This is a genomic window from Kineosporia rhizophila (assembly GCF_021277265.1).
GTDB lineage: Bacteria > Actinomycetota > Actinomycetes > Actinomycetales > Kineosporiaceae > Kineosporia > Kineosporia rhizophila.
In genome coordinates this window covers 163936-176245 of record NZ_JAJSOH010000011.1, presented here as the reverse complement: position 1 = coordinate 176245, position 12310 = coordinate 163936, and the positions used below count along the sequence as shown (strand labels likewise).

The 12310-nt window shown below is 72.0% G+C and carries 11 protein-coding genes; 6 read left to right on the top strand and 5 right to left on the bottom strand.

Annotation, left to right across the window (positions count from 1 at the left end):
- The first annotated feature begins 117 nt into the window (after positions 1 to 117).
- Both LWF15_RS36535 and LWF15_RS17990 read left to right on the top strand, forming a co-directional pair.
- Complete coding sequence (locus LWF15_RS36535) at positions 118 to 1569, top strand: serine hydrolase domain-containing protein (RefSeq protein ID WP_269810363.1); 1452 nt, start codon at positions 118 to 120, stop codon at positions 1567 to 1569.
- Complete coding sequence (locus LWF15_RS17990) at positions 1566 to 2774, top strand: MFS transporter (protein WP_232812005.1); 1209 nt, start codon at positions 1566 to 1568, stop codon at positions 2772 to 2774. Before LWF15_RS36535 ends, LWF15_RS17990 begins: the two co-directional genes overlap by 4 nt.
- A gap of 6 nt (positions 2775 to 2780) precedes the next feature.
- Here LWF15_RS17990 and LWF15_RS17985 read toward each other — a convergent pair whose 3' ends face one another.
- Both LWF15_RS17985 and LWF15_RS17980 read right to left on the bottom strand, forming a co-directional pair.
- On the bottom strand, positions 2781 to 3458 hold the full coding sequence (locus tag LWF15_RS17985) for a sigma factor-like helix-turn-helix DNA-binding protein (RefSeq protein WP_232812004.1): 678 nt from the start codon (positions 3456 to 3458) through the stop codon (positions 2781 to 2783).
- A 63-nt stretch (positions 3459 to 3521) separates the two neighbouring features.
- Positions 3522 to 4178, bottom strand: coding sequence for an NAD(P)-dependent oxidoreductase (locus LWF15_RS17980; protein ID WP_232812003.1), 657 nt, complete (start codon positions 4176 to 4178; stop codon positions 3522 to 3524).
- 274 nt (positions 4179 to 4452) lie between these two features.
- Here LWF15_RS17980 and LWF15_RS17975 point away from each other — a divergent pair, with 274 nt between their 5' ends.
- The 4 genes from LWF15_RS17975 to LWF15_RS17960 are packed head-to-tail and all read left to right on the top strand — an operon-like array spanning position 4453 to position 7805.
- Positions 4453 to 5976 carry a Re/Si-specific NAD(P)(+) transhydrogenase subunit alpha gene (locus LWF15_RS17975; protein ID WP_232812002.1) on the top strand — a complete coding sequence of 508 codons (1524 nt, stop codon included), beginning with the start codon at positions 4453 to 4455 and terminating at the stop codon, positions 5974 to 5976.
- Entirely contained in the window at positions 5973 to 7388 is a 1416-nt protein-coding gene (gene pntB / locus LWF15_RS17970) for a Re/Si-specific NAD(P)(+) transhydrogenase subunit beta (protein WP_232812001.1), read from the top strand. The genes LWF15_RS17975 and pntB overlap by 4 nt, the downstream gene beginning before the upstream one ends.
- Positions 7389 to 7437: 49 nt before the next feature.
- Complete coding sequence (locus LWF15_RS17965; protein WP_232812000.1) at positions 7438 to 7590, top strand: hypothetical protein; 153 nt, start codon at positions 7438 to 7440, stop codon at positions 7588 to 7590.
- Positions 7591 to 7634: 44 nt separating this feature from the next.
- Positions 7635 to 7805, top strand: coding sequence for a hypothetical protein (locus LWF15_RS17960; protein ID WP_232811999.1), 171 nt, complete (start codon positions 7635 to 7637; stop codon positions 7803 to 7805).
- A 7-nt stretch (positions 7806 to 7812) separates the two neighbouring features.
- On the opposite strand, the gene cydC is transcribed toward LWF15_RS17960, so the two are convergent.
- The 3 genes from cydC to cydB are packed head-to-tail and all read right to left on the bottom strand — an operon-like array spanning position 7813 to position 12301.
- The gene (cydC, locus tag LWF15_RS17955; RefSeq protein WP_232811998.1) at positions 7813 to 9591 is read right to left on the bottom strand and encodes a thiol reductant ABC exporter subunit CydC; all 1779 of its coding nucleotides are present in this window, start codon (positions 9589 to 9591) and stop codon (positions 7813 to 7815) included.
- Positions 9588 to 11258 carry a thiol reductant ABC exporter subunit CydD gene (cydD, locus tag LWF15_RS17950; RefSeq protein ID WP_232811997.1) on the bottom strand — a complete coding sequence of 557 codons (1671 nt, stop codon included), beginning with the start codon at positions 11256 to 11258 and terminating at the stop codon, positions 9588 to 9590. The genes cydC and cydD overlap by 4 nt, the downstream gene beginning before the upstream one ends.
- Complete coding sequence (gene cydB, locus LWF15_RS17945) at positions 11258 to 12301, bottom strand: cytochrome d ubiquinol oxidase subunit II (protein ID WP_232811996.1); 1044 nt, start codon at positions 12299 to 12301, stop codon at positions 11258 to 11260. The genes cydD and cydB overlap by 1 nt, the downstream gene beginning before the upstream one ends.
- Positions 12302 to 12310: the final 9 nt, after the last annotated feature.

The following is a 12310-nucleotide window of genomic DNA, read 5'->3' as shown; positions in this document are numbered from 1 at the left end:
GGTCCACGGCTCGGGTCCGGCACGGTCCACAGCTCGGGTCTGGCACGGTCGACAGCTGCGGTGGTGACGGATCCGGCTGCTGATGCCACGGTCCGGCACCGTGATCCAATAGGGACCATGTCGACCGCCCAGTCCGTCCCGCTCCCCCGCAGCACGCCCTCCGCGCAGGCGGTGAGCGCCTCCGGCATCGCGGCCTTCACCGAGGCCGCGTCCCGGCGCAGCGGGGTCGAGCTGCACAGTCTGATGGTGGTGAAGTCCGGCCAGGTGGTGGCCGAGGGCTGGTCGGCCCCCTACGCGCCCGAGCGGCCGCACCTGGTCTACTCGGTGAGCAAGAGCTTCACCGCCACCGCCCTGGGTCTCGCGGTCGGCGAGGGTCTGGTCGACCTGGACGCCCCGGTGCTGTCGTACTTCCCCGAGCTCGACGCCGACGTCACCGATCCCCGCTCCCGGGCGATGAAGGTGCGGCACGTGGCGGCGATGGCCAGCGGCCACCAGGAGGAGACGTACGGCGCCGCCGAGCTGGACGAGACCGGCAACATCATGCGCGGTTTCCTGCGGCTGCCGCCCGACGCCGAGCCGGGCTCGATCTTCGCCTACAACCAGCCCTGCACCATCGCGCTGGCCCAGATCGTGCAGCGCACTTCCGGAACCGGCCTGCTGGAGTACCTGCGCCCGCGGCTGTTCGAACCGCTCGGGGTGGACGTCGAGGGGATGGGCTGGATCCGCGACGGGCAGGGCCGCGAGCTCGGCTTCTCCGGTCTGCACGTGACCACCGAGGTGCTGGCCAAGCTCGGTCTGCTCTACCACCAGGACGGTGTCTGGGAGGGCCGCCGGGTGCTGCCCGAGGGCTGGGTCGAGCTGGCCACCCGGGTGCACGTCAGCAACGACGACCCGGACCAGGACAAGCCCGACTGGCGGCTGGGCTACGGATTCCAGTTCTGGCGCAGCACCCACGGCTACCGGGCCGACGGTGCCTTCGGCCAGCTGGTCATGGTGCTGCCGGAGCAGGACGCGGTGGTCGCGATCACCTCGCAGTCGCCCGACCAGCAGGCCCTGGTCGACCTGGTCTGGGAGCACCTGCTGCCCGCGCTGACCGGCGGCGCCGAGGGCGAGGCGGCCGACCGGGCCCTGGCCGCGCAGTTGGCCGCGCTCACCCTGCCGGTGGTCACCGGGCGCGGCGAGGCATCGTTCACCGCAGCCGCCTTCGAGCCGGCCGACGTGGCCGAGGTGTCCAGCGTGTACGCCGTCGCCGGGGCCAGCGAGGCCCGTGCGGTCACCGAGGTCGAGATCCGCGAGGGCGGGCCGACCGGCTGGGAGATCGTGATCGGTGACGGCGGCAAGGACGTGGTCGCGTCCCTGGCCCCCTCCGGCTGGGTGACCACCGACGTGGTGGCCACCCAGACCACGCCGGCCCTGGGCCGGGCCGGGCTGCGGGTCGACGTGGTGTTCCTGGAGACGCCGCACGGCCTGGTGCTCGAACTCGACCCGGAGGGCGGGCGGTTCGGCGCGGTGTGGGAGACCGAGCCGCTGCACATGCTTCCTCTCGCGGAGCAGCGTCGACCCTGGTGACCGCGACCAAACGTTCCGGGCTGCTGCTGGCCGCCGGCGTCTTCCTGCTGGCGGTCTGCCTGCGCCCGGCCATCACCTCGGTGGGCCCGGTCCTGGAGCGGATCGGGGCCGAGGAGAACCTCGGTGAGGGCGCCCAGGGGGTGCTCGGCGCCATCCCGCTGCTCGCCTTCGCCGCGATCTCACCGTTCGTGCACCGCCTGGCCCGGCACACCGGCTACGAGCGCACCGTCGTGATCTCGCTGATCGTGCTGGGTCTGGGGACGCTGGTGCGCTCCTGGGCAGGTCTGGGCACCTTGGGTCTGTGGTTGGGGACGGCGGTGGTCGGCGCGTCGATCGCGGTCGGGAACGTGCTCGGGCCGGCTCTGGTGAAACGCGACTACGCGGAACGGGTCTCCGGGGCGATGGGCGTGTACACCGCTTTCATCACCGGGGCCGCCGCGACCGCGAGCCTGGTGGCGGTGCCGCTCGCAAACGTCTTCAATTGGCGCTTTTCCCTGGCCTTCTGGGCGATCCCGCCGTTCGTGGTGGCACTGCTCTGGTTGCCCCGGGCCCTCTCGGCCGAGCGGCCGGTGACGGCCGTTGCGGAGCAGACCGAACCGGAAGAGGCAGCCGGCACCAATGTCTGGAAGTGGCCCACCGCCTGGCTGGTGACGGCCTACATGGGCCTGCAGTCGACCACGTTCTACATCACCATCACCTGGCTGCCCTCGATCGAGACCGCGCAGGGGGTGAGCGCCGAAGTGGCCGGGCTGCACCTGTTCCTGGCCTCCGGCGCGGGCATCGTGGGGGGCCTGCTGGTGCCGTTCCTGATGCGCGGGCGCAGCCAGGTCGTGGCCGCGGTGGCCGCCGCCGTCCCGGTCGTGATCTGGTCGTTCGGGGTGCTCCTGGCCCCGTCGCTGTTCCTGCTCTGGGCGATCTGCTCGGGCATCGGCACCGGCGCCGCCCTGGTGGTGGCGCTGGCCCTGATCAGCCTGCGCGGGCGCAGCCAGCACGAGACCACCCGGCTCTCGGGCATGGCCCAGTCGCTCGGCTACCTGCTGGCCACCCTCGGGCCGATCGCGGCCGGGTTCCTGGCCGAGCGCACCGGCGGCTGGGACGCGTCGGTGCTGATGGTGGCCGGGATCGCCGGCGTGCAGATGCTCGTGGCGCTGTGGGCGGGCCGCCCTCCGCAGCCGGCCCGGCCCGCCCTCCGACCCACCCTCTGACCTGACTCAGCGCCGGACCAGGCCGAGCTTGTCCGGGTTGGTCAGTGCGTACAGAGCCCGCACCGGCCCCCGGCCCGGGGCCAGCCCCAGATCGAGGTCCAGCCCGATCACCACGTGCGGCCGCTCCCCGTCGAAGACCACGATCGATGGAGTGCCGTTGACCGGTCGGAACTGGATGTCCAGGGCAGCGCCCCGGCGCGCGTAGCCACCGAGGGCCCGAACCACCTTCTCCCGGCCGGTGATCGGCCTCAGGCCCGCGGCGGCGACCTTCCCACCGCCGTCGGTCCACAGCGTGACTTCGGGCGCCAGCAGCTCCATCAGAGCCGGCCAGTCACCGTTCGTAGCGGCGCGCACGAACTGCTCGGTGACCCGCGCCTGGGTGGCGGGGTCGGCCTCGAAGCGGGGACGACGGGCGCGCACGTGTTCCCGGGCCCGATGGGCGAGCTGCCGTACCGCGGCGGGGCTGCGCCCGAGGACCACCGCGGTCTCGGTGTGCCCGTACCCGAACACTTCGTGCAGCACGAACACGGCCCGTTCCAGCGGGCTCAGCGTCTCCAGCACGACGAGCACCGCCATCGAGACCAGCTCCTGGCGCAGCACCGCCTCCTCGGTGCCCTCCGCCGCGCCGACCAGTGGCTCGGGCAGCCACGGCCCGACGTACGTCTCCCGGCGCCGGCGGATCACTGCCTGCCGGGCCAGTGCGAGAACAACAGGTTCCGATGGGCGGCGTACTCCTCGCCCGCGTTCTCAGTATCCACAACCCACGGTGTGCCCGGCCGTCTCCGGACGACCGGCGACGTCGAGCATCAGGTGGGCCACGTCGGCCCGGGAGATGGACAGTCCACCGCGGACGTTCTGGTCGAGAGCACTGCGGTACCGCCGGGTCAGCGGGCCGTCCGTCAGCCGGGGCGGGCGGACCGCCGTCCACTGCAGCCCGCTGGCCGCCAGCGCCCGCTCCATCTCGGCCAGGTCTGCGTAGTTCCCCCGCAGCGCCCGCCCGATCACCGGGTACAGCAGGTGCCGGGCCCAGAAGCCGTTGCCCGGGTCGGGCGCCGAGGTGGTCGAGACCGGTGCCGCGCTCACCACCACGAGCCGCCGGGCGTCGACCGCCTGCATGGCGCGGATCAGTGTCCGGGTGCCCTGCTCGGCGATGCCCACATCGGCCCGGGTGCGCGGGCCGAGACCGGAGAGCACGGCGTCGCTGCCGGCCACCGCCGAGCTGAGCGCGGCCGAGGCGGTCGGGGACGGGTCGGCCAGATCCGCCTGCACGGCCCGGACGCTGCCCTCCGAGCCGATCCGATCGGCGTTGCGGGCGACCGCGGTGACGTCGTGCCCGGCGGCCACCGCCTGCTCCACCAGGGCCCGGCCGATCCCGCCGGTGGCACTGATCACGGTGAGCTTCAAGGGTTCCTCCCGTTGCCGTTACCGAGCGGTCCGATCGGGCCGCGCATCTGAGAGGGCCGGGACGGCCCGAGTGTGACATCCGGCGAGCCGGAGCGATCCAGGTCACATTCTCGGGCATTCCGGGCCTTATGCGGGCCCGCCGAAGCTGGTATCCCTGGATGTCCCCGAGGTGTCCCCCGAACGCCGACGATCGGATCCGCCTGTGTCTGAGACCGTGCCTGATCCTCTTCCCGATGGTGGGCCTGATCGCGCTGCTCCGCTCCGGGTGGGGGTGGTGGCCGAGTCCACCCCCGGGGAGACCCGGGTGGCGGCCACCCCGAAGACCGCCGCCCAGCTGATCGCCCTGGGCTACGAGGTGCTCGTCGAGGCCGGAGCAGGAGACCGGGCCGCGTTTCCCGACGAGGCCTACGCCACGGCCGGAGCCCTGGTCTTGCCGCGCGCCCAGACCTGGGACGCGGACGTGGTGCTCAAGGTGAACGCGCCCAGCACCGAGGAGATCGCCCGCCTGCACGACGGCGCCACCCTGGCCGCGCTGATCGCCCCGGCGCTGAACCCGGACCTGCTCGACGAGCTGGCCGGGCGCCGGATCACGGTGCTGGCGATGGACGCGGTGCCGCGGATCTCCCGGGCCCAGTCGCTCGACGTGCTCAGCTCGATGGCCAACATCGCCGGCTACCGCGCGGTGATCGAGGCGGCCAACGTGTTCGGCCGCTTCTTCACCGGTCAGGTCACCGCCGCGGGCAAGGTGCCCCCGGCCAAGGTGCTGGTGGCGGGGGCCGGGGTGGCCGGGCTGGCCGCGATCGGCACGGCGGCCAGCCTCGGCGCGGTGGTCCGGGCCACCGACCCCCGGCCCGAGGTGGCCGAACAGGTGGGATCGCTGGGCGGCCAGTTCCTTTCGGTGGCCGAGCCCGAGGCGAGTGCGAGTTCCGACGGCTACGCGCGGGCAACTTCCAGCGACTACGACCGCCGGGCCGCTGAGCTCTACGCCGAGCAGGCCGCCGACGTGGACATCATCATCACCACGGCGCTGGTCCAGGGCCGCCAGGCGCCCCGCCTGATCTCCGCCGAGCACGTGGCCGCGATGCGACCGGGCAGCGTGATCGTCGACATGGCGGCCGCGCAGGGCGGCAACGTCGAGGGCACGCGGGCCGGCGAGGCGGTGGTCACCGCCAACGGCGTCACCATCATCGGCTACACCGACCTGGCCGGGCGGCTGCCCACCCAGGCCTCCCAGCTGTACGGCACCAACGTGGTCAACCTGATGAAACTGCTGACGCCCGAACGGGACGGGCAGCTGGTGCTCGACTTCGACGACGCGGTCCAGCGTTCCCTCACCGTGGTGCGGGACGGCGAGAAGACCTGGCCCCCTCCGGCCGTACAGGTCTCGGCCGCACCCGCTGCCGTCGCCACCAAAGAGCCCGAACCCGAACTGAAGACGTCGGTCAGCCCCACGCTCAGATATGCGGCGGCCGGGGTGGGTGGGTTGCTGTTCTTCCTTCTGGCCGCGTTCTCGCCCGCCCAGCTGATCGGCAACCTCACCGTTTTCGTGCTGGCCGTGGTGATCGGCTACTACGTGATCGGCAAGGTGCACCACGCCCTGCACACCCCGCTGATGTCGGTGACGAACGCGATCTCCGGAATCATCGTGGTCGGCGCCCTGCTCCAGGTCGGTCACGAGAACACCACGGTCACCGCACTGGCGGCGCTGGCCGTGTTCCTGGCCGGCATCAACATCTTCGGCGGTTTCGCGGTCACCCGGCGCATGCTCGGCATGTTCGTGAAGGCGGACGCCCGGTGACCGCCGAGAGCGCCGCCCAGGCCGCCTACATCGTCGCCGCCGTGCTGTTCGTGCTGAGCCTGGCCGGCCTCTCCCGGCACGAGACCTCGCGCGCCGGGGCCACTTCCGGCATCGCCGGGATGACCGTCGCGCTCCTGGCCACCCTCGTCCTGGCCCTCGGCCGGCTGGACCTGGACGACGGCCGGGCCCTGGTCGGCCTGGCCCTGACCGCCCTGGCCCTGACCGGCGGTGCGGTGATCGGCCTGGCCCGGGCCCGGCGGGTGGAGATGACGGCGATGCCCGAACTCATCGCCGTGCTGCACAGTTTCGTCGGCCTGGCGGCCGTGCTGGTGGGCTGGAACGGCCACCTGGAGGTCGCCTCCGGCCACAGCGACGTCGCTGCCGATCTGCTCACCGTGCACCACGCCGAGGTCTTCATCGGTGTGTTCATCGGCGCGGTCACGTTCACCGGCTCGGTCGTGGCCTACGGAAAGCTCGCCGGGCGGCTGCGGTCGGCGCCGCTGATGCTGCCGGGCAAGAACTTCCTCAACCTCGGGGCCCTGGCCGCCCTGGCCGTACTCACGGTGGTCTTCACCGCCGGGCCGAGCACCGGGCTGCTGGCCGCCGGCACGCTGGTCGCCCTGGCCCTGGGCTGGCACCTGGTCGCCTCGATCGGCGGCGGGGACATGCCGGTGGTGGTCTCGATGCTCAACTCCTACTCCGGCTGGGCCGCCGCGGCCTCGGGCTTCCTGCTGAACAACAACCTGCTGATCGTCACCGGCGCGCTGGTCGGCTCCTCCGGTGCCTACCTGTCGTACATCATGTGCCAGGCGATGAACCGCTCGTTCATCTCGGTGATCGCCGGCGGCTTCGGTGCCGAGCAGGCGGTCACGGCCGGCGGGGAGCAGGGCGAGCACCGGGAGATCCTGGTCGAGGACGCGGTGCAGCTGCTCAAGGAGGCCACCTCGGTGATCATCGTGCCGGGGTACGGGATGGCCGTGGCCCAGGCCCAGTACCCGGTGGCCGACCTGACCCGGCGGCTGCGGGAACGCGACGTGCAGGTCCGGTTCGGCATCCACCCGGTGGCCGGGCGGCTGCCCGGCCACATGAACGTGCTGCTGGCCGACGCCCGGGTGCCCTACGACATCGTGCTCGAGATGGACGAGATCAACGACGACTTCGCCGACACCTCGGTGGTGCTGGTGATCGGGGCGAACGACACGGTCAACCCGGCCGCCCTCGACGACCCGGCCAGCCCGATCGCCGGCATGCCGGTGCTGCGGGTCTGGCAGGCGCAGGACGTGATCGTGTTCAAGCGCTCGATGGCGGCCGGCTACGCCGGGGTGCAGAACCCGTTGTTCTTCCGGGAGAACACCCAGATGCTGTTCGGCGACGCGCGGCAGCGGGTGGAGGAGATCGTGCGCGCGCTGTGATCCGTGTTTACCCTGTTCTGGTCACATTCCCAGGACGAGGGAGTACTCGATGGCAACCACCCGCGAAGCGGTGATGCAGGAACTGCTCGAGGCGATGAACCGTCAGGCCACCACTCCGAGCTCACTGGGCGGATCGAACGCCAACGCCGTCCGCACCTTCGCGGAGGCCTATCAGATCCTCCACTCCTGCCGGGACGACTGACCTTTCCGCCCGATCCGGGAACCAGCGTTGACCAAGGAGGAGCCATGGCCCAGGCCGGCGAGAAGGACGAGTCGCACCAGCGGCTGGACAAGATCCAGGACGACATCGAGGACGCCCGGCGCACGGCCGGCGACCTGGCCGACAAGGGGCTGATCGAGCCCGAGAAGGTCGAGGACACCGACCCGGCCGAGGGGGCGCCCCGCCCGCGCGGCTGAACGCGTCTCAACCGGGCCGGGCCGCCGGTTCGCCCTGTTCGGCCGCCCAGGCACTGCGGTAGGGCGGGTAGGTGGCGATCAGTTCGTCGTGCGTGCCCCGGGCCGCCACCCGGCCGCCGTCGACCACCAGCACCTCGTCGGCCAGGGCCAGCGGGGTCAGCCGGTGGGTGACGACGACCGCGGTGCGGTCCGGGGGCTCGCCCGGTGTCCGGGCCAGCACCTCGGCCACCAGGTCGTCGGCCGTGGCCGGGTCGAGGTGCTCGGCGGGCTCGTCCACCAGCAGCACCGGCGCGCCGCTGGCGAACGCCCGGGCCAGCAGCAACCGGCGTCTGAGACCCCCTGAGAGCACGTGACTTCCGGCACCCTGCCCGGGTCCGGCCGGGTCGGCGACCACCTCCTCGAGGGTGACCTCTTCGGTGATCCAGCGGCCGAGCCCGGCCCGGTCCAGGGCGGCCAGCAGTTCGGCGTCGGTCGCGTCCTTCGCGGCAACCCGCAGGTTCTCCCGCACGGTGGTGCCGAAGACGTGGGCGTCGTCGGCCGTCAGGTGCACCTGGCCACGCAGGCTGCGGGCCTGCACGTCGGCCAGGTCGATCCCGTCGTCCATCTGCATTCGTCCCTCGACCGGCGGCAACAGCCCGCCCAGGGTGCGCAGCAGCGTGCTCTTGCCCTGTCCGCTGGGGCCCACGATCGCTATCCGGCGCCCCGCCGTCAGGTCGAGGTCCACCCCGCGCACGGCCGGTGCGCGCCCGGGCCAACCCACGCCCAGGTTCACCGCCCGCAGCGATGGCGCCGACTGCGCCTGCACCTCCGGCCGACCCGCCCCGGGCGTCAGCGCTGTTACCTCGAGCAGCGGAGCCACCCGGCGCGCCGCTTCTGCCGCGCGCACCAGAGCAACCGAGGCCGCCGGCAGTGCACCGATCACCTCGGCCAGAGCCAGCGGTACGAAAGCCAGCACGGCCAGGGCGACCTCACGAATCTCGCCGGCCTCCACCGCACGTACGCCGACCACCAGACAGCCCAGCACCGCGGCCGACATCACCGCCGAGCCGAGCCCTGCGGCCCAGGCCGCGGGCCGGGCCGCCCGGTCCAGCCCCCGGGACAACTCGTCGTCGCTGCGGCCGATCTCCCGCACCCGCTCGTCGACCCGGCCGGCGACGGTGAACTCGGGCAGGCTGTCGAGCAGGGCCAGCACGTTCTCCGACATCTCGGACCGGGCCCGGGCGGTGCCCACCACGTCGCGACGGCCCGCCAGGCCGGCCAGGTAGGGCACCACCAGCAGACCGGCCAGGGTGGCGGCGGCGAGCACGGCACCGGCGGCGGGCAGGATCAGCCAGAGCGCCACGACCGAGGCCAGCGCGGTGATCACCGCGGTGACGAAAGGCAGCACGCCGCGCACGATCACGTCGCCCAGCTCGTCGGCGTCCGCCCCGAGCCGGGCCAGCAGATCGCCCCGTTTCAGGCCGGCCGCCACTGTGTCGTCGGCCGCGGCGAGCCGGGCGAACAGCGTCTCCCGCAGCCGGACCACACCTCGTAGGGCCACGTCGTGCGAGATCAGCCGCTCGCTGTAGCGCAGCACGCCCCGGCCGATACCGAAGGCTCGCACCGCCACGATGGCGACCATCAGGAACAGCACCGGCGGTTGCTGGGCGGCCCGGGTGATCAACCAGCCCGACACCCCGAGCAGGGCGATCGAGGCGGCCACCGCGGCGGCCCCGGTCAAGGCGGCCAGCAGCAGGCGCCAGGGGTCGGGGCGCATTGCGCGCAGGACTTCCACGAGCGGTCTCATGACGGATTCCCGATCAGACTTGGGGCGCGGCGGGCGGAAAGATCGATCACGCGATCTGCTGCTGCGATCAGCGAAGGACGGTGGGCCACCATCACCACGGTCCGGCCCCGACGCCGGAGCTCGGTCAACAGGGTCAGCACGGCCTGCTCGGACCCGGCGTCCAGATGGGCGGTCGGCTCGTCCATCACCACCAGCTGAGCCTCACTGAGCAGCAGCCGGGTGAGCGCGAGCCGCTGGCGCTGACCGGCCGACAGGCCGATACCTCCCTGGCCGACACGGGCGTCCCACTCCCCCGGAACGGTGCGCACCACGTCTTCAAATCCAGTGACTCGGGCGGCTTCCCGGATCTCCTCGACCGACGCCGAAGGACGCAGCATGGTCACGTTCTCGGTCAGCGTGCCGGGCATCAGCACGGGATGCTGCGGGCACCAGGCGATCTGACGCCACCAGCTCTCCGGTTCCAGATCGGCCAGAGCACCATCGGGCGCCAGCGTGACCTGTCCACCGCTGGGCTGCCGCAGGCCCAGGAGCACGGCGACCGCGCTGGTCTTGCCGCAGCCGCTGGGACCGGTCAGGGCCACGACCTCTCCGGGAAAGATCGTGGCGGAGAGCCCGGCCGGGGTGGCGTACGGGACACCGTCGTGCTGCACGCTGATGTTCTCGAAAGAGATTGTGGTCTGGGACAGGTCCGGCGCCGGCTGGGTACCGCGGATCGGCAGCGGCTGCTCCAACCGGTCGAACGCCTGCTGCGCCGCGGCCAGACCGTCTTGGCTGGCGTGGAAGTGCGTGCCCACCGCCCGTAGCGGCGCGTAGACCTCGGGGGCCAGCAGCAGCACGGCCAGCCCGGTCTGCAGATCCAGCGTGCCGTGCACCAGCCGCAGGCCGATGCCGACGGCCACCAGAGCCACCGACAGGGTCACCAGGATCTCCAGCGCCAGGGCGGAGAGGAAAGCCGTACGAAGAGTTTTCATGGTCGCCCGGCGATGGGCGTCACCGGCCGCGCGCACCCGCGAGGCCTGGGCGCCCGCCGTACCCAGCGCCCGCAGAGTGGGCAGGCCGGCGATCAAGTCGAGCACGTGAGTACCCAGCCGCTGCAGCGAGTTCAGGCTCCGGTCGGCCGCGTCCTGGCTGGCCATACCGATCAACGCCATGAAGAACGGGATCAGCGGCAGGGTCAGCAGCACCGTCAGCCCGGCGATCCAGTCCTCCCACCAGATCACCACCAGCACGGCCGGGGTCAAGGTGGCCGCCAGCAGCAACTGGGGCAGGTACCGGGTCAGGTAGCCGTCAAGGGCGTCCAGACCGCGCGTGGCCAGAAGAGCGGTCTCCGCGCCGTTCTGGTGCTTCAGCCCCACCTGGGCAGCAGCGTGCTGGATCAGCCGTTCGCGCAACTGTCGTACCACCGCCGTGGCGGCGCGGTGCCCGAAGCGCTCCTGCACGCCCACGAGCACTGCGCGAAGAGCGAGCACGATCCCCAGCCCGACGACCATGTCCCGGACGTCGGCGAACGACTCGCCGTCCATCGCCACCCCGGCGATGATCCGGGCCAGCAGCAGCGACTGCACCACCAGGAGTGCAGTGGTCGCCACCCCCAGACCGGTGGTGAGCACGACGTACCGACGGGCCGCCCGGGCCTGCTGCAGCAGCCGGGGATCGAGCGGTCTCATCAGCTCGTGACTTCCTGCTTCTTGGGGGTGGACCAGGGCAGACCATGGCCGGGCGGGATCTTGGCCACGCCGATCCGGTGCCGGAACACCCAGTACGTCCAGCTCTGGTAGAGCACCACCACCGGCACCATGAAGGCGGCCACCCAGGTCATCACCACCAGCGTGTAGTGGGTGGAGGAGGCGTTGTCCACGGTGAGCGAGAAGGCCGGGTCGGTGCTGGAGGGCATCACGTCGGGGAACAGCGAGCCGAACAGCAGGATCACCGCGGCCACGGTGGCCAGGGTGGTCATCCCGAAGCCCAGCCCCTCGTTCTGCCGCACCGCCGCGTACCCGGCGGTGACCAGCGCGACCGCCGCAATCACGACCAGGGCCCAGGTCCAGGGCTTTCCGTGGGCGAACTGCGTCCACAGCGCGAAGCCGCCGGCCACCACGATGGTCGGCAGGGCCAGCCGGGCCCCGATCGCGATCGAGCGGGTCCGCACCTCCCCCTCGGTGCGCAGGCCCAGCCACAGCGCCCCGTGGAAGGCGAACAGCAGCAGGGTGGTCAGCCCGCCGAGCAGGCCGTACGGGTTGAGCAGGGTGAGCAGAGTGCCGGTGAACTGCTTGTCGGCGTCGATCGGCACCCCGGCCACGATGTTGGCGAAGGCCACGCCCCACAGCACGGCCGGCACCGCCGAGCCGATCACGATCGCGTTGTCCCAGGTCCGCCGCCACCGGGGCGACTCGATCGTGCCCCGGTACTCGAACGCCACCCCGCGGATGATCAGCGCGGCCAGGATCAGCAGCAGCGGCAGGTAGAAGCCGGAGAACAGGGTGGCGTACCACTCCGGGAAGGCGGCGAAGGTGGCGCCGCCGGCCACGATCAGCCAGACCTCGTTGCCGTCCCAGACCGGCGCGATGGTGTTGATCAGTACCCGGCGCTCGGTGTCGTTCCTACCCACCACGGGCAGCAGCATGCCGACGCCGAAGTCGAAGCCCTCGAGGACGAGGTAGCCGATCCACAGCACGGTGATCAGGATGAACCAGAAGGTGACGAGTTCCACGTCTCTGCC

Excerpts from the sequence above, each read along its gene's own strand:
- LWF15_RS36535 (WP_269810363.1), top strand. The coding sequence starts at position 118 with ATGTCGACCGCCCAGTCCGTCCCGCTCCCCCGCAGCACGCCCTCCGCG.
- LWF15_RS17965 (WP_232812000.1), top strand. The coding sequence starts at position 7,438 with ATGGCAACCACCCGCGAAGCGGTGATGCAGGAACTGCTCGAGGCGATG.
- LWF15_RS17960 (WP_232811999.1), top strand. The coding sequence starts at position 7,635 with ATGGCCCAGGCCGGCGAGAAGGACGAGTCGCACCAGCGGCTGGACAAG.
- cydC (WP_232811998.1), bottom strand. The coding sequence starts at position 9,591 with ATGAGACCGCTCGTGGAAGTCCTGCGCGCAATGCGCCCCGACCCCTGG.
- cydD (WP_232811997.1), bottom strand. The coding sequence starts at position 11,258 with ATGAGACCGCTCGATCCCCGGCTGCTGCAGCAGGCCCGGGCGGCCCGT.